At 60.4% G+C, this 20,520-nt stretch carries 19 protein-coding genes and 5 tRNA genes; 8 read left to right on the top strand and 16 right to left on the bottom strand.

Annotated elements, in window-relative coordinates:
• Positions 1 to 7 precede the first annotated feature (7 nt).
• Entirely contained in the window at positions 8 to 1,417 is a 1,410-nt protein-coding gene (gene nhaC / locus MM194_RS02925; RefSeq protein WP_241342604.1) for a Na+/H+ antiporter NhaC, read from the bottom strand.
• 302 nt (positions 1,418 to 1,719) lie between these two features.
• Between nhaC and MM194_RS02930 the strand changes: the two genes are divergently transcribed.
• Positions 1,720 to 1,929: a hypothetical protein gene (locus MM194_RS02930; protein ID WP_241342606.1), complete on the top strand. Its 210-nt coding sequence runs from the start codon at positions 1,720 to 1,722 to the stop codon at positions 1,927 to 1,929.
• 14 nt (positions 1,930 to 1,943) lie between these two features.
• On the opposite strand, the gene MM194_RS02935 is transcribed toward MM194_RS02930, so the two are convergent.
• The 9 genes from MM194_RS02935 to rsmC form a co-directional block, all read right to left on the bottom strand.
• Entirely contained in the window at positions 1,944 to 2,210 is a 267-nt protein-coding gene (locus MM194_RS02935) for a late competence development ComFB family protein (RefSeq protein WP_033129453.1), read from the bottom strand.
• 102 nt (positions 2,211 to 2,312) lie between these two features.
• Positions 2,313 to 2,398, bottom strand: a tRNA-Leu gene (locus MM194_RS02940).
• Positions 2,399 to 2,471: 73 nt separating this feature from the next.
• Positions 2,472 to 2,557, bottom strand: a tRNA-Leu gene (locus tag MM194_RS02945).
• Positions 2,558 to 2,604: 47 nt separating this feature from the next.
• Positions 2,605 to 2,690: transfer RNA gene (locus MM194_RS02950), tRNA-Leu, on the bottom strand.
• A gap of 45 nt (positions 2,691 to 2,735) precedes the next feature.
• Positions 2,736 to 2,821: transfer RNA gene (locus tag MM194_RS02955), tRNA-Leu, on the bottom strand.
• A 53-nt stretch (positions 2,822 to 2,874) separates the two neighbouring features.
• Positions 2,875 to 2,960, bottom strand: a tRNA-Leu gene (locus tag MM194_RS02960).
• Between the two features lie 116 nt (positions 2,961 to 3,076).
• Positions 3,077 to 4,537 (bottom strand): glycogen synthase GlgA, encoded by a 1,461-nt coding sequence (gene glgA / locus MM194_RS02965; protein WP_241342608.1) that lies wholly within the window; start codon positions 4,535 to 4,537, stop codon positions 3,077 to 3,079.
• A complete protein-coding gene (gene glgC, locus MM194_RS02970; RefSeq protein ID WP_277605016.1) occupies positions 4,527 to 5,777 on the bottom strand; it encodes a glucose-1-phosphate adenylyltransferase in 1,251 nt (416 codons plus the stop codon). Before glgC ends, glgA begins: the two co-directional genes overlap by 11 nt.
• 106 nt (positions 5,778 to 5,883) lie before the next feature.
• A complete protein-coding gene (gene rsmC, locus MM194_RS02975) occupies positions 5,884 to 6,912 on the bottom strand; it encodes a 16S rRNA (guanine(1207)-N(2))-methyltransferase RsmC (protein ID WP_033128950.1) in 1,029 nt (342 codons plus the stop codon).
• A 276-nt stretch (positions 6,913 to 7,188) separates the two neighbouring features.
• Here rsmC and dapA point away from each other — a divergent pair, with 276 nt between their 5' ends.
• The 3 genes from dapA to MM194_RS02990 all read left to right on the top strand — a co-directional run bounded on the left by dapA (position 7,189) and on the right by MM194_RS02990 (position 10,535).
• Positions 7,189 to 8,061, top strand: coding sequence for a 4-hydroxy-tetrahydrodipicolinate synthase (gene dapA, locus MM194_RS02980; RefSeq protein WP_033128949.1), 873 nt, complete (start codon positions 7,189 to 7,191; stop codon positions 8,059 to 8,061).
• Between the two features lie 95 nt (positions 8,062 to 8,156).
• Positions 8,157 to 9,797, top strand: a complete 1,641-nt coding sequence (locus tag MM194_RS02985) for a diguanylate cyclase (protein ID WP_241342611.1) — start codon at positions 8,157 to 8,159, stop codon at positions 9,795 to 9,797.
• Between the two features lie 147 nt (positions 9,798 to 9,944).
• Positions 9,945 to 10,535, top strand: coding sequence for a beta-phosphoglucomutase family hydrolase (locus MM194_RS02990; RefSeq protein WP_241342612.1), 591 nt, complete (start codon positions 9,945 to 9,947; stop codon positions 10,533 to 10,535).
• Between the two features lie 131 nt (positions 10,536 to 10,666).
• On the opposite strand, the gene hfq is transcribed toward MM194_RS02990, so the two are convergent.
• Positions 10,667 to 11,026, bottom strand: a complete 360-nt coding sequence (hfq, locus tag MM194_RS02995; RefSeq protein WP_033128946.1) for an RNA chaperone Hfq — start codon at positions 11,024 to 11,026, stop codon at positions 10,667 to 10,669.
• Between the two features lie 180 nt (positions 11,027 to 11,206).
• Between hfq and MM194_RS03000 the strand changes: the two genes are divergently transcribed.
• The 3 genes from MM194_RS03000 to MM194_RS03010 are packed head-to-tail and all read left to right on the top strand — an operon-like array spanning position 11,207 to position 14,686.
• Positions 11,207 to 12,478 carry a paraquat-inducible protein A gene (locus MM194_RS03000; protein WP_033128965.1) on the top strand — a complete coding sequence of 424 codons (1,272 nt, stop codon included), beginning with the start codon at positions 11,207 to 11,209 and terminating at the stop codon, positions 12,476 to 12,478.
• Complete coding sequence (gene pqiB / locus MM194_RS03005; protein WP_033128945.1) at positions 12,471 to 14,117, top strand: intermembrane transport protein PqiB; 1,647 nt, start codon at positions 12,471 to 12,473, stop codon at positions 14,115 to 14,117. The genes MM194_RS03000 and pqiB overlap by 8 nt, the downstream gene beginning before the upstream one ends.
• Positions 14,117 to 14,686 (top strand): ABC-type transport auxiliary lipoprotein family protein, encoded by a 570-nt coding sequence (locus MM194_RS03010; protein ID WP_033128944.1) that lies wholly within the window; start codon positions 14,117 to 14,119, stop codon positions 14,684 to 14,686. The genes pqiB and MM194_RS03010 overlap by 1 nt, the downstream gene beginning before the upstream one ends.
• Positions 14,687 to 14,750: 64 nt before the next feature.
• Here the strand turns inward: MM194_RS03010 and ompA are convergent, their stop codons facing one another.
• Together ompA and MM194_RS03020 are read right to left on the bottom strand one after the other, a co-directional pair.
• Complete coding sequence (ompA, locus tag MM194_RS03015; protein WP_033128943.1) at positions 14,751 to 15,782, bottom strand: porin OmpA; 1,032 nt, start codon at positions 15,780 to 15,782, stop codon at positions 14,751 to 14,753.
• Positions 15,783 to 16,066: 284 nt separating this feature from the next.
• The gene (locus MM194_RS03020) at positions 16,067 to 17,074 is read right to left on the bottom strand and encodes an SGNH/GDSL hydrolase family protein (protein WP_241342613.1); all 1,008 of its coding nucleotides are present in this window, start codon (positions 17,072 to 17,074) and stop codon (positions 16,067 to 16,069) included.
• Positions 17,075 to 17,317: 243 nt separating this feature from the next.
• On the opposite strand from MM194_RS03020, the gene MM194_RS03025 reads away from it, so the two are divergent.
• The gene (locus MM194_RS03025) at positions 17,318 to 17,698 is read left to right on the top strand and encodes a NirD/YgiW/YdeI family stress tolerance protein (protein WP_033128941.1); all 381 of its coding nucleotides are present in this window, start codon (positions 17,318 to 17,320) and stop codon (positions 17,696 to 17,698) included.
• A gap of 74 nt (positions 17,699 to 17,772) precedes the next feature.
• On the opposite strand, the gene mltC is transcribed toward MM194_RS03025, so the two are convergent.
• The 3 genes from mltC to mutY form a co-directional block, all read right to left on the bottom strand.
• The gene (mltC, locus tag MM194_RS03030) at positions 17,773 to 18,873 is read right to left on the bottom strand and encodes a membrane-bound lytic murein transglycosylase MltC (RefSeq protein WP_033128940.1); all 1,101 of its coding nucleotides are present in this window, start codon (positions 18,871 to 18,873) and stop codon (positions 17,773 to 17,775) included.
• Positions 18,874 to 19,123: 250 nt separating this feature from the next.
• On the bottom strand, positions 19,124 to 19,396 hold the full coding sequence (locus MM194_RS03035; protein ID WP_033128939.1) for an oxidative damage protection protein: 273 nt from the start codon (positions 19,394 to 19,396) through the stop codon (positions 19,124 to 19,126).
• Between the two features lie 21 nt (positions 19,397 to 19,417).
• Positions 19,418 to 20,479, bottom strand: a complete 1,062-nt coding sequence (mutY, locus tag MM194_RS03040; protein ID WP_033128938.1) for an A/G-specific adenine glycosylase — start codon at positions 20,477 to 20,479, stop codon at positions 19,418 to 19,420.
• Positions 20,480 to 20,520: the final 41 nt, after the last annotated feature.

The following is a 20,520-nucleotide window of genomic DNA, read 5'->3' on the forward strand; positions in this document are numbered from 1 at the left end:
TGAATGCTTAGCGAGAACTGGCCGCCTCGATCACCGGGATCCGGTTCACCGCCTTGCCCAGGTAGGCGAGGGTGATGGTCACCAGGATGCAGGTGAAGCTGAGCCACATGTAGGGCAGGTAATCCAGGGTCGCCACCCCCAGTACCCCGGCCATGAAGATGCCGTTGTCGCTCCAGGGCACCATGCCGCAGGTGAGGGTGCCACCGAACTCGGCGTTGCGGGAGAGGTTCTTGCGCTCCAGCCCCAGCCGGTCGTAGTTCTTGGCCATGATCTTGGGGGTCAGGATCAGCGACACATACATGGCCGAGCCGAACACGTTGGCCAGGAAGGCGGTGGCTATGGTGTGGCTGGTCAGGCTGCCGACGCTGTTGATGCGCTTCTCGAAGGCGCTGGCGATCACCGCCAGGATGCCGACCTTCTCCAGCAGGCCGCCGAAGCCCAGCCCGAAGATGATGACCGCCACCGAGCCCAGCATGGACTCCATGCCGCCGCGGCCCAAGATGTTGTCGATGAAGTCGACCCCCGAGGTGATGGCGAACGGACTGTAGGCGGAGTGCATGGCCTTGACCGGATCCATGTCCTGGAAGGCGATGGCCCAGACGAGGCCCAGCAGGGCGCCGAAGCTGATCACCGGGAAGGCGGGCTTGCGGTTGGCCAGCAGACCCAGCACCAGTATCACGGGCACTATGGCCAGCGGGGTGATGTTGAACTGCTTGTCGAGCGCCTCCATCACCAGGTTGACCTGCTCCAGGCTGACGTTGCCCGAGTACTGCATGCCGACCAGGGTGAACAGGGCCGCCGTGATGACATAGGAGAACAGGCTGATGGGCAGCATGCCTTTGATGTGCTCCACCACGTCGACGTTGGACATGGTGGAGGCCAGTACCACGGAGTCGGAGAGCGGGGAGAGCTTGTCACCAAAATAGACGCCGGAGAGTACGGCGCCCGCCACCAGTGGCGCAGGCACGCCCAGGCTGTGGCCTATGCCCATCATGGCGATGCCGGCGGTGGCCGCCGAGCCCCAGGAGGTGCCGGTGGCAAGGGAGGTGAGGGAGCAGATGATCAGGGTCGCCAGCAGGAAGATGGACGGGTGTATCACCTTGAGCCCGAAGTAGATGATGCTGGGGACTATGCCGCCCGCGATCCAGGTGCCGACCAGGGCACCGACGGAGACCAGTATCAGGATGGCGCCCATGCCCTTGGCGACACCGTCGACGGCGGCCTGCTCCAGAGATTTGTAATCATGGCCGAGCCGGATGCCGAGTCCCATGATGACGAACCAGGCGATGAACAGTGCCAACTGGATTGGCAAGTCGAGCACGCTGGTGAAGGAGAAGGCCAGGACCAGGAAAATGGCCAGGCAGGCAAACACCTGTGGCATGTTAGGCAGTCGAATGTGGTTATGTTGGTTTTGCATAGATACTTCCTAAACTCTTGCTCGCCAAGGTCGCTCCCTCTCGTCCTGTGGATACATGTATCCCGAGGGGGCAACCCAAAAAGAGGCCGCAATCTACCACAAACTCAGGGTCTAAAATCCCAACACATTTAGCAAAAATGCAGTTTTGATTGATAAAATTACAAATTAGTTGATCTCATGACCCATTTTTGAGTGCCCTGTTTGCCCCGATGAGACATTCGACTCCGATAGAAAAGTCCGATAGCACTATGCTAAAATACAAATGATAATCGTTATCTAATGATGCGAAAGGGATGTTCACCATGATCTGGATAGTGAGGTGCCTGCTGTTGGCGGGCTTGCTGGCGGTGCTGGGCTGGGGTCAGGACAAGGCGTACGGGGTGTGGAGCCTGGGTTTTCTGCTGGCGGCCTGGGTCATGCTGGAACCCCGGCTGAGACCGGCGCTGATCCTGCTGCCCGTCGCCGGCATGACGGGGGTAGTGGCCCTGCTCTGGCAGCAGAACTGGCTGTAGTGGGCGGACTGTCGTCAGCGAGAGGGGACTGCTTGAATCTTGTCGTGGGCCAGGCGCAGTGACTCGATCACCTTCTGTTCCATCTCGGTGCGCTGGGCGTCGCTGGTGAAATAGATCATGTCGACGTTGTGGCGGATGTAGTGGGAGGGGAGCTGGTTCAGGGTCAGGCAGCAGAGATCGGCCAGCTGATGGGACGTCAGCGTCTGCCCCAATCCCTGTTTTTCTATCTCCTTGAGCACCAGCTGTTCATAGAAGTTGTGAATGTCGGTATCCAGGATCATGGGGTCGTCCCTGTGGTGGCGTAGCGTTATCAAGAGCATAGCCATGACGCAGGCAAAAACAAAAGGCCCATAACTCGCGTTATGGGCCTTTCGCATAATAGATGGTGCGAAGAGAGGGACTCGAACCCTCACATCCGTGGGACACTAACACCTGAAGCTAGCGCGTCTACCAATTCCGCCACCTTCGCACACTGTTTTTTTCTCCAGCTTATTTTTAAATGCGGTTGGAACGCATCGCTCTGTTTTTACATGTCAGAATCATGGTGCGAAGAGAGGGACTCGAACCCTCACACCCGGGGGGCACTAACACCTGAAGCTAGCGCGTCTACCAATTCCGCCACCTTCGCACATCTTGGGTTATCAGTCTGGATTTACATGCTGTCTGATAAAAGCATGGTGCGAAGAGAGGGACTCGAACCCTCACATCCGTGGGACACTAACACCTGAAGCTAGCGCGTCTACCAATTCCGCCACCTTCGCACATTGGGTTATCAGTCTGGATTTACATGCTGTCCGATAAAAGCATGGTGCGAAGAGAGGGACTCGAACCCTCACATCCGTGGGACACTAACACCTGAAGCTAGCGCGTCTACCAATTCCGCCACCTTCGCACATTGGGTCATCAATCTTGTTTTACATGCCACCGATGAAGCATGTTGCAGTATGGTGCGAAGAGAGGGACTCGAACCCTCACATCCGTGGGACACTAACACCTGAAGCTAGCGCGTCTACCAATTCCGCCACCTTCGCATCACTGCGGTCGTGGATTCTATAGAGTTTTGGGGGGGCGTCAACAGCCAAAGGGGACTTTTTTCGCTGTTGACGGGTAAGGCCGTATTAAGGGCGCAAAACTTCAGCAATCGGCGTCAAACAGAGGCCAGCGCATCCCGGTACATCTGTTCGTACAGAGGGACGGAGTCCGCCCAGTTGAAACGGGTCTGCATGGCGTTGTGCTGCACCTTGGCGAAACGGGCGGGTTCTTGCAGGTAGTGGAGCAGGCTGCGGCGCATGGCATCGAGCAGGGTGCTGGCGGTGGGATCGTTGAAACAAAAGCCGGTGGCCCGCTCGGGATCGGCATCCCAATCCACCACTGTATCTTTAAGGCCACCGACGGCTCGCACCAGCGGCAGGGTGCCATAGGCCAGGCTGTACATCTGGTTGAGGCCGCAAGGCTCGAACAGGGAAGGCATCAGGAAGAAGTCGGCGCCAGCCTCCACCAGGTGGGCCAGTCGGTCGTCATAGGCGTTGATGAAGGCGAAGCGGTCAGGATGTTGCTGGGCGATGGCCTGCAGCTGGGCGGCAAGAGAGGGATCACCGGATCCCACTATCACCACCTGGACCTGATGCTGCAGGAACTTGTCCAGCACAGGGATCAGCAGGTGAACCCCCTTCTGCTCTGTCAGGCGACATACCATGCCATAGATTGGCAGATCTGCAGCAGGAAGACCTGCCTCTTGCTGCAGGATCTGCTTGCAGACACGCTTGCCGGCCAGGTTTTCGACATCATAGGTGGTCGGCAGCAGGGCATCGGTGGCGGGATCCCAGTCCTGATAGTCGCAGCCGTTGAGGATGCCGCGCAGGTCGCTCGCCCGTTGCTGGAACACGCTGGCCATGCCGTGGGCGCCCAGGTGGGTCAGCAGCTCGCTGGCATAGTTGGGGCTGACCGCATTGATCTTGTCGGCATACAAGACCCCGCACTTGAGCAGGTTGATGTGACCGTAGTCGTAGTTGATACGCTGCTCGTAGTCACCTATCTCCGGCACGGCCCAGAACTGGGCGCGATCGAACACGCCCTGAAAGGCCGCATTGTGGATGCTGATCACCGAGCGGGTGCGCTGGAAAAACGGGTTGCGGGCATGGCGGGTCTTGAGCAGCAGCGGCAGCAAGCCGGTGTGCCAGTCGTTGCAGTGCGCGATGTCGGGAGCAAAGTCGAGCTGCTCGCACGCGTGCAGTGCCGCCGCCGCCAGGAAGGCGAACCGCTCGCCGTTGTCGGGGTAGGCCTGATTGTTCTCGGCATAGAGCTGGGCGCGGTCGAAATACTGTGGACAATCCAGCAGGTAGACGCAGATCCCGTCCAGCTCCAGCTGATGGATGCGATAACTGATGTCGGCCTTGTCCGGCGGGGTAGGCAGCCAGCGCGAGGCGACGAGCTTGGCCTCGTCCCGTCGCTTGAGGGTCTTATAGAAGGGCAGGATGATGCGAACGTCGTGGCCCTCTCGGGCGAGGTACAGCGGCAGGGCCTTGGCCACATCCGCCAGGCCCCCGGTCTTCACCAGCCCCTCAACCTCAGAGGCAACAAACAGGATTTTCAGTGGGTTAATAGCCAACTCTTGCTCCCTTAGGTACCACGACGATACCGCCTTCAGATACGGTAAACCTCTCTCGGTCATGGTCCAGATTCTCACCGATCACGGTGCCGGGTGCAATTTCAACATTTTTATCGATGATGGCGCGTCGAATTGAGCAACCTTCCCCTATTTTTACGTCTCCCAGCAGCACGGACTCACTGATGTGACTGCAGGGGCCTATGTTGCAGCTAAAGCCCAGAATGGAACGCTGGATCTGGCTGCCTTGGATGAAACAACCGCCCGAGATCAAGGAGTTGGCGATCTTGACCTTGCAATCATCGGTGTCGATGAAGGTGGCGGGGGGCAGCGGCGGGTAGTGAGTGTGCAGCGGCCACTTGCGATTGTAGAGGGAGAAGGGGGCATCGTCGGCGACCAGATCCATATGCGCCTGCCAATAAGAGTCCAGCGTCCCCACATCGCGCCAGTAGACGTTGGGCTTTTCGCCCGGGATCCGGTTGCTGCTGTAGTCATAGACGTAGACAGGGGTGCGCGGGTAGAGGCTGGGGATGATGTCCTTGCCAAAATCGTGGCTGGAATTCTCCTCGGCGGCATCCCGTTTCAGCTCGCGATAGAGCGCCTCGGTTTCGAAGATGTAGTTGCCCATGGAGACCAGGGCCTGGGTGGGATCCCCCGGGATGTGTTTGGGGTGCTTGGGCTTTTCTTCAAAACCTATCATCCGCCCTTCCTGATCCACCTCGATCACCCCGAAGGCGCTCGCCTCCTCGATGGGCATGCGCAGAGCGGCGACCGTCATGGCAGCGGCTTTCTGCTTGTGGAAGGTCACCATCTGGCTCACATCCATCTTGTAGATGTGGTCTGAGCCGAAGATGCAGACATGCTCGGGGTCCGAGGTCTCGATGAAGCGCAGGTTCTGGTAGATGGCGTCGGCGGTGCCGTCATACCAGCGCTTGCCCATCCGCATCTGGGCGGGGATGGGATCGATGAAGCGGTCCGTGATGCCGACGATGTTCCAGCCCTTCTTCATGTGCAGATAGAGGGACTGGGACTTGAACTGGGTGAGCACATAAATACGCAGAAAGTCGGCATTGACGAAGTTGTTGAGGACGAAGTCGATCAGGCGGTAACTGCCGCCAAAGGGGACCGAAGGCTTGCTGCGGGTGGTGGTCAGCGGCTGGAGGCGAGTGCCTTCTCCTCCGGCCAGAATCATGGTCAATATGCCTGCCATCGTATTTCTCTCCCTGCGTGAAAAGGCTTTCATGTTGCTGCAAAAAAACACCCCTTAAGGGGTGGTAAACGTTTTCTTGGTACCTTATCAGATCCCGTATGGCACTCTCTACTCGTTTTATTACAACCGTTACATTTATTTACGCTTTGCTCAGATACACCTTGAATTTGGTGTCGCTGCCGATGATCTCGGTCCGTTTGAAGTGAGTGTCCAGTATAGGCTGATATCGCAGGAAGGCGTTGGCGACTATGGTCAGGGCGCCGTTGGCGGTCAGGAATTCGGGGGCCCTTGCCAGGAAGGTTTCGGTGGCGGTGTAGAAGGTCTTGAGCCCGGCATGGAAGGGGGGATTCGAGACAATATGTTGGAATTTTTCAGCCACATTGGAGTAGACGTCGGAGGCATAGACTCGCCCCTGCAGGCCGTTGACTGCCAGGGTGCGGCGGCTGGATTCCAGCGCCAGTGCGCTGATGTCCACCATGCTGACGGTCAGCGCCGGATTACGCTTGGCCAGCACAGAGCCGATGACGCCGGCGCCACAGCCAAAGTCGAGCAGCTTGCCCGCCATGGTTGGCAGGCTGGCCAGCAGCAGCTGGCTGCCGAGATCCAGCCCATCGGCGCTGAATACCCCGGGTAGCGCCATCACGGTCAGCGCCGTTTCGCCGGCCTGGCACTCATAACGGCTGAACCAGGCCTCCAGCTCGAACGGGGCGACCGGCTTGCTGAGCTCGCCGTGATAGAGGGAGCAGCGGCGTGCTGAGTCCCGCTTGATGGGCGGCTCCCCGTAGGGCACCAGCAGCTTGTCGGCGCCGTTGATGCCGCCCCGGTTTTCACCGGCCAGCAGCAGATCGGCTCCCGTTTCCAGCAGGGGGGCCATCATGGCGAGCAGGTATTGCGCCTCGGCCTTGGCCTTGGGCATCAGCAGCAGCAGGGCATCGAAGCGGGGGGCGCCGCCGAGCTGGTGATCGAACAGTATGTTGTCGCCCAGCGCCCCTTGCTGGCTGAGGTAGTAGCAATAATCGGTGGTGAAGACCGTCAGGGAGTCGGTCAGCTCGGCCAGCTGGCGGGGATAATCATCCTCCAGGGCGCCGCAGACCAACAGCCGCTTGCCGACGAAGAGGGCTTGGTTACGTTCCAGCATTTGGCTGACAGCACTGACAGGACGGCTCATTGGGACTCTCCACACAATTTTGGGCGGCCATTATACATGGCCGCTTTCGCCTTGACATTTATGCCGTGTTCCCGAAATATGCCAGACACCTTATTTAGCCAGAGATGATGCAATGCGGCTTCGCGTATCGAAACGAAAGCATAAACACAGCCTGAACCTTGGGCCTGCTGACGTGCGCGCGTAACCTCTCATCCCTGAGACGATTCAGCCCCGGTAGCGACCCTCGTACCGGGGCTTTTTATTGACCCATCCATCTATTCAGGAGAAGGAAATCCCATGTTTCAAGGTTCGATAGTTGCCCTGATCACCCCATTTCGACAGGGCCAGCTGGATGAGGCCGCACTGGCTCGTCTGGTGGAGTGGCACATAGAACAGGGGACCCATGGCATAGTGCCGGTCGGCACCACGGGGGAGAGCCCGACCCTGACCCACGACGAGCACTGCCGGGTGGTGGAGCTGGTGGTCAAGCAGGTGGCGGGTCGTGTGCCTGTCATCGCCGGTGCTGGCTCCAACAATCCGGTCGAGGCCATCGAATATACCCGTCACGCCGAGCAGGCGGGGGCGGATGCGACCCTGCACGTGGCCGGTTATTACAACCGTCCCAATCAGGAAGGCTTGTTCCATCACTTCAAGGCGGTGCATGACGCCACCACCAAGCCCATCATCATCTACAACATTCCGCCGCGCGCCATCGTCGATGTGCAGCCAGCAACCCTGGCCCGTCTGGCCGAGCTGCCACGGATCGCCGGGGTGAAGGACGCCACCGGCGATCTGGCCCGTCCCTGGACCGAGCGTCAGCTGATCAAGAAGCCGTTTGCCTGGCTCTCCGGTGAAGATGCCACCGCGGTGGCCTACAACATCGGCGGCGGCCAGGGCTGCATCTCGGTGACCGCCAACGTGGCCCCCAAGCTGGTGGCCGAGGTGCAGAACCTGACCCTGGCGGGTGAATGGCAGGCCGCTCGCGAGTTGCAGGACAAGCTGATCCCGCTGCACCAGGCCATGTTCGCCGAGCCGAGCCCCGCCGGCGCCAAGTATGCCGTCTCCCTGCTTGGCTTCTGCAGTGAGGAGTGCCGTCTGCCGGTGATGCCGCTGTCGGAAGCGACCCGCGAGCGGATCCGCTCCGCCATGCAGGCGTTGAATCTGTTGTAAAACTGGGCTCTGGATCGCGCTTTTGATTGTCCGCTCAGTAAATGGCCGGGCTTTGCCGATATACTCGCTTGGATACATTTCAAGGATGAGTTGGCATGCAAGAATGGGATCCGGAGCACTTCACCAGTTTTGAACAGCTCTGTGAGGTGACGCTGGCCGCGGTCAGAGAAAAGACCGAGGCCGAACAGATCTATCTGTGGCTGCGGGCGCCTGCGCCCCAGCTCTACTGTTATCGACCCGAGTTGGGGTTGCTCTGCCTGCATGCCGACGCCCTGACCAGCCTGGATCTCCCCCTTGCCTTCATCGAACGATCCCTCGTGCTCTGCCAGTTGCTGGTAGAGCCTGTCACGCCGGTCAATGGGCTCTGGGAGAGCGTCGAGCCCGAGGCGCCGCGTCTGCGCGCCAGTTTTCCCCTCAAACGCCATCAGGGGCTGGAAGCCGTGGTCTATCTGGAGACGAGGCGCCGCCTCGATCGCCTGCCAAGGCGCCACCAGCAGAGTATTCAACTGCTTATGCACTATCTGGCAGCGGAGCTGGATGGTAGAAGGCTCGCCAGCCAGGTGGATCTGGAGCGGGATCAGCGGCTCCACACCCAGGCCGATCTCGTCCGCAGCCAGGCCTTGCAGGATGCCTTCCTCAGCATGTTGCAGGCGCTGCATCAGGTCGGGGTCCGGCTGTCGCGCTGCGACAGCGAAGAGCGCTTGCTGCACGATGCGGTGGCCCTTGCCCGCCAGGAGCTGCAGTTCGATCGCATCGCCATCTTCCTGATCGACCATGAATGCAAGACCATGCACGGCACCTGGGGCACCAACGAGGCGGGTGAGCTGGTCGATGAGCGGCACTTCGTCAGCGCCATCCCGGAGCATCCCACTGTGCAGGAGGCGCTGCGGCGCAAGGACTATGTGCTGGTGCTGGAGGACGCCCCGCTCTATTACGAACAGCAGGAGGTGGGCCGTGGCTGGAATGCCATGGTGTCGCTGTGGGACGGGACCACGCCCATCGGCTGGATCGCCGCTGACAACCTGCTCTGGCGCCGCCCCCTCAAGGCCTATCAGAGCGAGATCTTCAAACAATATGCCGCCGTGCTCTCCCAGTTGCTGATCCGCCAGCGCACCCAGGCCACTTTGGAGCGCTTCAACCGTGAGTTGGAGCAAAGGGTGCAGGAGCGGACCCGGCAGCTGGCCGATACCAACCGGGCGCTGGAGGAGGCCAACCGGCGCCTCTCCCTGCTGTCGCTGGAGGATCCCCTGACCGGGATCGCCAACCGTCGCCAGTGGGATCTCACCATGGAGCGGGAGTGGGAGCGGGCGCGGCGTCATCAGGGGGTGTTGGCGGTGCTGATGATCGACGTGGATGAGTTCAAGTCCTACAACGATCACTTCGGCCACGGCAAGGGGGATCAATGCCTGCAACGGGTCGCAACCCTGCTGCAGGAGGCGGAGCGACGCCGCACCAATCTGGTGGCCCGCTATGGTGGTGAGGAGTTCGTGATCCTGCTGTGCGCCCCGCAGCCCGGGGAGGCGGAGCGGCTGGCGGAGCAGATCCACCGGGCGCTTGCTGAGTTGCAGATCGCGCATCCGGCCTCCCGGGTAGCGGAGGTGCTCACGGTCAGCATCGGCTTCAGCTATCTCATCCCCTCGGCAGACAAGGGATGGCAAACCCTGACGGAGCAGGCGGATCAGGCGCTCTATCACGCCAAGTCGCAGGGGCGGGCCTGTACTCTGGCCTATCGCTGACGCTGGCCGGCCCTCTCTCCTTTAGGACGGCGGCCCTCTTCCTCGGCATAAGTGTGGTCGCAAGCGTTTCTCGCCCCTTGATGCGTGGCGATGATCCCCGGGTCTGGCTAGAATGGGGGCCCATTTTCCACAGACAGATCCCGCACCATGACCCTATCCGGATTTCAAGGCCTGGTCTTTGACCTCGACGGCACCCTGGTGGACTCCATGCCGCTGCACCTGGCCGCCTGGGAGCATGCCGCCCGTGAGTTTGGCTTCCAGTTCGATGCCGACTGGTTCTATGAGCTGGGTGGCATGCCCAGCCGCAAGATAGCCCTGCTGGTGGCCGAGGTGCAGCAGATAGCGCTGGATCCCCTGATGGTGACGCGCTGCAAGACCGAGCACTATGTGGCCAACCTGCACAAGGCAACCCCCTTCCCCGCCATGCTGGAGCTGGTCAAACGCTTCCACGGCCAGATCCCCATGGGGATCGGCACAGGGTCACCTCGGATCAATGCCGAGGCCGTGTTGCGCAATACCGGACTGGATCGCTACTTCCCCGTGGTGGTGACCGCCGACGATGTGGATCTGCACAAACCCCATCCTGACACCTTCCTGCTGGTGGCAAGCCGACTGGGCATAGCACCTGGCAACTGCCTGGTGTTCGAGGATACGGGAATAGGTGCCCAGGCCGGGCAGGCCGCCAACATGCAGGTATGCATGATCAAGGAAGGAAAACCGGTCGGATTGAGCTATTGAGATTAGTCAGACGAGGTGGATCACTGGGTCGGGGCAGATAAAAGACCCACTCTCATACGGGACAGGCAATAAACATGAGAGTGGGGATGGCGTCGGTCAGCGGCTGGCGCAGGACGACGAGGGGGCGAGCATCATTGCTCGCTGCTACCGCCCTGATTGTCATCATAACGGCCCGGGGCGCCGTGGGGGCGCGGTGCCATGGAGACGCGTGGCTTGCGAGCCCGCTGGATGCTGACGGCAGGGCGACCGGAGTGCATGGCGATGGTGGAAATCTTGGCCTTGTAGACCAGTTGCTGATTGCCATGGGCGTCGGTCAGCAGCACGCTGTACTGGTCGAAGCCACTGATGGTCCCTTCCAGTTTGATGCCGCTCACCAGGAAGATGGCGACCTGACTGCGGTTCTTGCGCAACCAGTTGAGGGCAGAATCTTGCCCGTTCCCAAGGGAGAAGGCTTGCTCAATCGTAGAGTAGCTTGGGGATTCAGTTGTCATAAATTATTGTCCCGCGGAAAAAAGTGGCGTTTGATTGTGCTAAATGACCACTGGCTTGTCAAAGCCATTCTCTTTCGTTACTGAAGCTGAACGAGCTAATGAACAGGGCTGGTGGTTAGCGGCGGTGGCTGCAATAATTGGCGCCTCTGGCCGTTCGCGGCCTCCTGCTGGGGTCTTATCTTGCATTCGGTTTCACACCAACACCCAACCACCTATACCCATGACGCGACGGCCTGTGAAGAGTGCGACCTGCTGGTGCCGGCCACGACACTCGCGGTGGGGGAGGCGAGCGACTGCCCGCGCTGCGGTCACGTCCTGAGCCGTCACCTGCCGCAGCAGGAACGCAGGCCACTGGCCTACGGTTTTGCCGCCCTCATCATGTTCGGGCTCTCCAATGTCTTCCCCTTCATGGCGTTCTCGGCCAAGGGGCTCGGGCAGGAGATGAGTTTCCTGCAGTGCATCACCACCCTGGTGGATCAGGGCTACCTGTTTCTCGGGGCCGTGCTGAGCCTGACCCTGATCGGCCTGCCGCTGGTCTACATCGGCTCCATCATGCTGGTGCTGTGGCGGCTCGACAAAGAGATGCACAGCAACGCCTTGCGCTCCCTCGGTCGTTTGCTGTGCAGGATCAAGCCCTGGTTGATGGTGGATGTCTTCCTGATAGGGGTGCTTATCTCCCTGGTCAAGTTGATGGGCATGGCCGATATCAAGATGGGGCTGTCGTTTTGGGCCTTCGTCGGCTACACCCTGCTGCTGATCAAGATGATCTCGTCGCTGGACAGAATGTGGCTGTGGCAGCGGCTGTTCGGCCCGACCGAGGCGAGGGATCTGGCTCCCGAGGCCAGTGCCCTGCAATCCGGGCTGGTGGGTTGCCATATCTGCGGTGCCCTGAGCGAGGCCGGCGCCGACACCTGTTCGCGCTGTGGCGATCACCTGCATCAGCGCAAGCCAGGGGGCTTGAACCGCACCTGGGCGCTGCTCATCACCTCGGTGATCCTCTATATCCCCGCCAACCTCTACCCCATCATGGACACAGTGTTTCTGGGGGATGACAGCCCCTCGACCATATTGGGCGGGGTGATCCTGCTGTGGGCCATGGGCTCCTATCCCATCGCCGCCATTATCTTCTTTGCCAGCGTGGTGGTGCCCATGGTGAAGATACTGGCGCTGCTGTGGCTTTGCTTCATGGTGCAGCGGGGTCAGGTCAGCTCGCCTCTCGGCAAACTCAAGCTCTACCGCATGACCGAATTTGTGGGGCGCTGGTCGATGATCGATGTCTTCGTGGTGGCCATACTGGCTGGCCTCATCCGGCTCGACAATCTGATGACCATCTACCCGGGCCCCGCGGCCGTTGCTTTTGCCGGGGTCGTGTTGATCACCATGGTGGCCGCCATGAGTTTCGATTCCCGCCTGATCTGGGATTTACAACAAGGAGAGCGCGACCGTGAGTGAGCGTAAGAAAAGGTGGAAACCCGGCTCGGATTTTCTGAGCTCGGCCGCCGCTATCTGGATGGTGCCCATGCTGGCGCTATTCATCGGAGCCTGGATGCTGTTCCAGCACTGGTATTCGCAGGGCCCCAGCTTCACCCTGACCGTGGCCACTGCCGAGGGCATAGTGGCGGGCAAGACGGTGATCCGCTCCCGGGAAGTGGAGGTGGGCCGCATAGAGGCGGTGGAGCTCAGCGACGACTACAGCCATGCGGTGCTCAAGGCGCGACTGACCAATGCCGCCGCTGGCATGCTCAAGAAGGACAGCCAGTTCTGGGTGGTCAAGCCCAGAGTCGGCCGGGAAGGGGTCTCCGGCCTCGGCACCCTGCTCTCCGGCGCCTATATCGAGCTCTCCCCCGGCAAGAAGGGCCGGGCCCGTGGCGAATATGCCATGCTGGACAGGCCGCCGCTGGCGTCTCTGGATGCCAAGGGGCTGCGGCTCTCCCTCACCAGCAGCGATGCGAGTGCGCTGGGGGTGGGTTCACCGATCAACTACCAGGGCTTCACCATAGGTCAGGTGGAGGAGGCGAATTTCCTGCCGGAGAAGAGCGAGATGCAGTATCAGCTCTTCATCAACGCGCCTTACGACATCCTGGTGAGCAGCAACTCCCGCTTCTGGTTGACCCCGGGCTTTGAGGTCTCCATGAGCAGCGAGGGGATGAAGGTCAAGATGGACTCCCTGGAGAGTCTGATCAACGGTGGCATCACCATGGGCCTGCCTCCGGGCTGGGTGCCGGGGGAACAGGTCAAGCAGCAGGACGAGTTCGTGCTGTTCAAGGATGAGGCGAGCGTGCTGGCCGGTAGCCTGAACCAGTTCATCGATTACGTCTTCCTGTTCGAGAATGACGTCGGTGGCCTGCATCCCGGTGCCGCCGTGCAGTACCGTGGCATCCGGGTCGGCACCGTCATCTCGGCCCCTTACCTCATCGACGATCAGGGTGTACAGCTGTTCAAGAGCCGCCAGATCCCGGTGCTGGCGAGGATCGAGGTACAGCGTCTGTCCCATCGCTATGCCAACGCCGAGAAAGAGCAGTGGCGCGCCCTGTTCAGCAAGCAGTTCAAGGAGGGTCTGAGAGCCAGCCTCAAGACCTCCAGCCTGCTGACTGGTGGCAAGGTGGTGGATCTGAACTTCTACCCGGATGCCCCCGCCTACCAGCCGATCAAGCTGGCGGGTTATCCGGTGTTCCCGACCGCCCAGGCCGGGCTGGATCAGATAGAGCGCAAGGTGAACCTCATCCTCGACAAGTTCGTCGACATGGACATGGCCACCACGCTGACCCAAGTCAACAGCACCCTGGTGACCCTGGACAAGACGCTCAAACACGTCAGCGCCGTGAGCGCCAATCTGGAGCAGTTCACCGGCCAGAGTGCGACCCAGCAGCTGCCGGCGTCCCTCAATCAGAGCCTCAAGCAGTTGCAGGAGACGCTGCAGACCTATGATGCCGGCTCCCAGACCAACCAGGAGCTGCGACAGTCGGTGCAGTCCCTCAACCAGCTGATGAGTGAGCTGCAACCGCTGGTCCATTCCCTGAATGAGCAGCCGAGTTCGCTGATCTTCGATCGCTCCCGCCCCCGGGATCCTGAGCCCAAGCGAGGAAAATGATGAAAAAACGGATGATGACCCTGGCCATGCTGGGGCTGCTGGCGGCTTGCAGTTCGGCTCCCACCAGCTTGCACTACTACTCGCTCGATACCGGCAGCCAGCCGGCAGGCGCCACGGTGGCGCAGCCACAACACCAGCTGGTGCTGCGCCCCATCACCCTGTCCGGCCAGCTGGATCGGATGAGCCTGGTCTATCAGCTGGCGGGCAATGAGCTGCATTTTGCCGAGTACCATCGCTGGGCGGGATCGCTTGACGCCCAGTTGAACCAGCTGACGCTGAACGGCCTCTCCAGCCGCCTGCCGGGCTGGGTGGTGCGCCAGGATGGGGCCCGCAAGGGACCTGTGCTGAGCATCTCGGTGGAACGTTTCCAGGGTAGGGAGGATGGCCGTGCCCTGTTGAGCGGCCGCTGGCGGCTGCTGACGGAGGAGGGCACTGTGTTGCGGGATGTCCCCTTCCAGCAGGAGCGGGTGTTGCCTGCCGATGGTTATGGCGTGCTGGTGGACGAACTGGGGCAGGGCTGGCAGCAACTGCTCGACCAGATCGCTACGGAAGTGCGCAAGACGAGCTGATGACGCAATGAAAAACGGGAGGCCAAGGCCTCCCGTTTTGTTATCTGCTGTGGACGGATTCGGATTATTGCTGAACCTCCGAGACCCCCTGTACCTTGACCTCGACCCGACGATCCGGGGCCAGGCAGACGATCAGATCGCGCTTGGACGTGTTGGTGCAGCTGTCGCCAGTGACGGGTGACCCCTCACCGTGCCCTTCCACATTGACCTTGCCAGCAGGCAGACCCTTGCCAACCAGGTAGTCAGCCACGGTCTGTGCCCGTTGCTCGGAGAGTTTCTGGTTGTAGGCATCGGAGCCGATGCGGTCGGTGTAGCCGATGACGGTGGCGGAGCCATCCTTGGGTCTGGCTTCCTCGATCTGGTTGTAGAGGGTATCCAGTGCCTGACCGGCTTCCGGTTTGAGGGTGGCCTTGTTGAAGTCAAACAGCACGTCAGAGCTCAGGGTGAACTGCTTGTCGACGACCACGGGCTCGGGCGCCGGCGCCGGGGCGGCGACCGGCACAGCTGCAGCTACCTGACCGAAGCGGTAGACGGCGGCCAGCGAGAGCAGGCCGTTATCCATGCGCAGGCCAGTATCCTCTCTGCTGCCGTAAGGAGAGCTGTACTGGTATTCGAGGCGGGCCGCCCAATCCAGGTTGAAGGCGTATTCGGCTCCGAGGGCCCCGACGAAGGTGAAGTCATTGTCACTGTCCAGATTGTCGCTGCTGGTCCAGCCATAGCCGCCACCGATGCGGCCATAGAGGTCCAGGTTGTCTGCAACCGGGAAGCCCAGCTTCAGCGTGAGCTGGGCCAGCTGCGCCTCGACAGAGTCGTTGAAGACACCGGCATTTCTGGTGCCGTTGTACTTGAGTTTGCCAAGGTAGTCGTAACCCAGTTCGATTCCCAGATTCTGGTTGATTTGGTAACCAGCGAAGGCACCGGCACCCACTTCATCGTCGTCTTTGTCTTCAGTGATGATGGTGTTGCTCTCGTCGACGCCGTAGAAGTTGGACCAACCCAGTTTGGCACCGCCATACCAGGTATTGTCTTGTCCGGCCGCCTGAGCGTTGGCCGCAAGCAAGCCTGAGACCAGCAAGGTAATCAGTGTTTTTTTCATATGAAGCCTCTGCAATTTTATCTGTGGAGAGATCGAACTCGTATCGCCTCTTTGGGTTGAGCCTGTAACCAGTCACAACATGTTTAAACGTAGACCGTTTCTTTTTAATCACAAGCAACTGATATAAAACATATTGTGATAACTATTCGCATCATAGAGGAGTTAAAAGAAGAAGGGGCTAGTATGGCTCCAATTTGTGATGGGCGTCATATGAGTTATTTTTTTACAGACTGTCGTGGGGTTCAAAAAAGGCCGACGGATGTCGGCCTGTTGCAATGGGGTCATTACTGGGGGATGAACTCGTACTGTTGCTCGATGAAGGCTCCGGCCCGCTCGCTCAGGGCGGCGTGTACAAGGGTGGTGGGATGCACCTGATCCCAGAACATCTTGCCTTCGCAATTGAGCTCGCTTGCGCTGCGGCGGGCTATCGGGCTGGCGACGGCCTGGGCCAGCAGGGGGTTGCCGGTGATGGCGAGGCGCTCCTGCGGGGTGAAGGAGGCGAGTTGGCTGTCGGTGTTGGCATTGCGGGAGGCGAACGGCTTCCACACATAGCCGCCGTCGTAGCAGGCATTCTCGGTGTCACTCAGGCCGAAGTTCTGCGGCTCACGCAACATCTCGGCGAATTGCTTGTCGATCTCGAACAGCTTGACCAGGCCGGTGGGAGCCAGCTGGCGTGCCAGGTTCAGCAGTAACTCGTTGTGGTAGGCCGAGACATGGCTGGCTGCCTCCACCACCTTCTGGCTGCGGGCCGACGGGTTCTGGCCCAGATCCGGCAGGTTGAACAGCAGGATCTGCTTTGCGCCGTTCAGCACCAGGCGGTTGGCCGAGTCGCTGATGACGTCGCGCACCCGCTTGGCATCCTGCTCGGTGTTCCAGCCATAGGCCAGATAGTCGTTGGCGCCGACCCAGAGGATCACCAGATCGTCCGGCTTGAGGCTGTCTTTTGCCAGGAACTGGGTGATCTCGTAATCCAGGTTGTTGATGACCTGATACTTGGGGTTCCAGGAGATCTTGTTGTAGGCCACCGCGGTGGCGCCCCCTTCCGCCTCGTTGGCGATCTTCAGCCCCGGGAACTGTTGTGTCAGTTGCTCCAGCCAGACGGGCCCGTTGGAGAAGCGGCCCTGGTAGTAGGGCGGGCTGGAGGGGAGATAACCGCGCATCTTGTCGTACATCTTGCCGGTATCGGACAGGCTGTCACCAAACATCACTATACGGGAGAAGGCGGGGCGACTGTCGGCTGCCTGAACGCTCAGCGCGAAGAGTCCCACTACACATAGAAGCCATTTTTTCATATTGTCGTTCTCATTGAATTGGAAGCAGGCGGTACCTGCGGGCTGTTCCTCGATGGGACAACGCGGGCTGGGTACCCGTTTTGCCATGTTGCAGGGTATTTAGCCGAATAAAATTCTGCAGCATGGGATGTCGATTAAATCGATTACGGTCACACTCGACTCCCCCAGATGGGGGCCGCTTCACGTTTGTTTCACGGAGGAAGGGGCAAGATGAGCTCATACCGCAACGAACAGGAGCATGAAATGAACAAAGCAAGCGTAATCGGCCTGGTGGCCCTGATGTCCGTATCCTCTTTCGCCATGGCGGCCTACACAGGCCCGCAGGAGCAGAACAAGGTATCCGTCGCGCAGCTGAAAGACGTGGCGGATGACCAGTGGGTCACCCTGGAAGGCAAGCTGGTCAAGCATCTGGGTGGCGAGAATTACCTGTTCAAGGACAGCAGTGGCGAGGTGGAAGTAGAGGTGGATCAGAAGGTGTGGCGGGGCACCGAAGTAGGCCCGGACGATCTGATCCGCATCCGTGGCGAGGTTGACCACAGCTGGAACAAGACCGAGGTGGAGGTCGAGAGTCTGGAGAAGGTGGGCGCGGCGGCGCAGAGCCAGGGTGGCTTCATCGCCAAATAAGGCCAATCCCGGCACCAGCTGGCCAGATGTGAAGAGGGCGCTTGATATCAAGCGCCCTTTTTCATGCTGTCAGCCTAACCCGCCCGGCTGGCGACGGTACGCTTGAACCCCTTCTCGGCCTGATTGACCTTGTAGAGGTAGCGGCGCGCCTCCGCCTTGGGGTGTTGCTCGGTCAGCACCTGATAGACCGCCTCAGGGGAGAGCCGGTTGATCATGTCCGGTGCGGCCTTGCGGTTGCTGGAGAAAGTGTTGAGCACTCCACCGGCGCCGCCGTTATAGGCGGAGATCACCGCATAGCGACGGGACTGGGGATCCTGGATATCCGCCAGGTAGACGGTCTGCAGCAGGTGCAGATAAGCCGTCCCCACGTCGATGTTGTAGGCCGGGTTGAACAGGTCTTCCCGGGTCGGCTGGCCATTCTTGCCCTTGACCCGCACATAGACGTCCCGTCCTGCGGTAGCCGGGATCACCTGCATCAGACCATAGGCGTTGGCGTGGCTGACTGCATAGGGGTTGAAGCTGCTCTCGGTCTTGATCACCGCGTAGATCAGGCTCTCGGCGACCCCGTACTTGCGGGAGGCATCGCGGATGATGCTGGCGTACTTGTAACCGCGCCTGTCCTCATGGTTCGCCACCATGGGCATGTCGACGAAGAAGATGGTGCGGATGCCAAGGGTGCGCTTCTTCATCGCCGTGCTGAGCAGGTAGTCGGCATAGCGCTCGGCGCGCCAGTCGGAGCGGATCGGCTGACCCTGATTGTCCAGCACCTGGCCATAGAGGAAGGGCTCGCCGCCGGGCATGATCTCCCGATCCGAGTAGAGATCCACTTCCGCCGGATCGTCCGGGGTCAGCAGGGTCTCTATGATGGCACGGCGCAGATGGGCGCGGGGATCGATGCCAGAGACGGTCTCCACCATGATGTGGCCGTTGGAGAAGTCGATGTGGGCCCGGCTCTTGTACTGATCCGTGTATTTGACGTAGTCAAACTTGCCTGCGAACAGCGCCTCACGCCCCCAGATCTCGTTCACGTTATGGGAGAGCGCGCTGATCATGTGTTCAAAACCGCGCACATCCTTGCCGTCGACCAGATCCTCCTCCTCTCCACCGGATTCGGGAGAGGAGGAGCAGGCAGAGAGAAACAGCAAGGCGCACAGCAGCCAAAAAATTCGACCCATAAGATCCTCAAGCTGGGCGGTGGGGCCGCCCGTCATTCAACGGCTGTGGGCCAGGGGAGATGGGCCATTGATGGCCCGGTGTGAGAATGCGTCCCCTGCTCACAGATAAAATTCACTGGCCGCGGGTGAGGAGAGGGATTGCCGTCCATAGCCACAGCCTGGCGTTTTCACCGCTCATCGGCTGCGCCTGGAGCGGGATGACGGTTCACGGCCACGTCTTGGATCCCTCAGTCTTGCCCGCCGATAGCGCTTATTGGCTGGGAGGGGTGTAGCCGTCGATGGCCACTTCACCCGCTTCGAACAGGTAGCTCACCATCTCCTTTTCCAGCAGTTGACGATGCTCGACGTTCATCATGTTCAGCTTCTTTTCATTGATCAGCATCACCTGTTTTTTCTGCCATTCGGTCCAGGCTTCCTTGCTGATGTTGTCAAAGATCCGCTTGCCGAGCTCACCGGGGTAGAGTTGAAAATCCAGACCCGGCGCCTCTTTCTTCAGACGCTGACAAAATACGGTACGGCTCATGTTGACCTCTATGGTTGCAACTCAGGGTTGTAAGTCCGGGTAGGCGAGCAGGCGGGCCGTGGCGGCCGCCAACCCCACCTCGGCAGGATGGCGTAAGTTATACCAGAGTCGGGAATCCGCTTCCATGAGCAGCGGGGGCGGGGGCGCAGCCATTTCGATCAGCAAAGGCCGGATATCGAGGTGAAAGTGACTGAAAGTGTGGCGAAAGCCAGTCAATTCCCGATAATCGGTCTCGCCCAGGCCCAGCGAATGCAATCGTCCCTCCACCTCGGCCAGCGACTCCACCTGCGGGAAGCAGTAGAGCCCGCCCCAGATCCCCTGAGGTGGCCGTTTCTCCAGCAGCAGCTGATCGCCGTGGCGAATGAGCAGCATGATGCCGGCGCGGGCCGGAATGCTCTTCTTCGGCTTGCTGTTGGGATAGGCGGTGGGATTGCCCTGCGACAGCCCCTGGCAATCGGCCTGCACCGGGCAACGCTCGCAGGCGGGCTTGCTGCGGGTGCAGACGGTGGCCCCCATGTCCATCATGGCCTGATTGTACTGGGCCACCCCGAGCCGCGGGGTGAGGCGGGTCGCCAGCTCCCAGAGATCGGTTTCCACCTGCTTCTGACCGGGCCAGCCCGGCAGCGCCAGCCAGCGGGTGAGCACCCGCTTCACGTTGCCGTCCAGAATGGCGTGGGGCTGGCCCAGGGACAGGGAGAGCACGGCACCCGCGGTGGAGCGGCCTATGCCGGGCAGCGCCATCACCTCATCAAGTTGTTCCGGAAACAGGCCGCCGTGCAGATCGCGGATAGTCTGGGCGGCCTTGTGCAGGTTGCGGGCCCGGGCGTAGTAACCGAGCCCGGTCCAATGGTGCAGCACCTCGTCGACGGGGGCGTCGGCCAGGGCCAGTACATCGGGGAAGCGGGCCATGAAACGTTCGTAATAGGGGATCACAGTAGCGACCTGAGTCTGCTGCAGCATGATCTCGGAGATCCAGACCCGGTAGGGGGTCTTGTCCTGCTGCCAGGGCAGGGTCTTGCGGCCGTGGATCTGGTACCAGTCCAGGATCCTGGTGGCGAAAGTCGCGTTGTCTGAGTTGCTCACATTCTGCTCATTTTTGTCGATTAAAAAGGGGAGCTCTCGGG

The organism is Aeromonas sp. MR16 (assembly GCF_022549315.1).
In the GTDB taxonomy this organism is placed as follows: domain Bacteria; phylum Pseudomonadota; class Gammaproteobacteria; order Enterobacterales; family Aeromonadaceae; genus Aeromonas; species Aeromonas aquatica.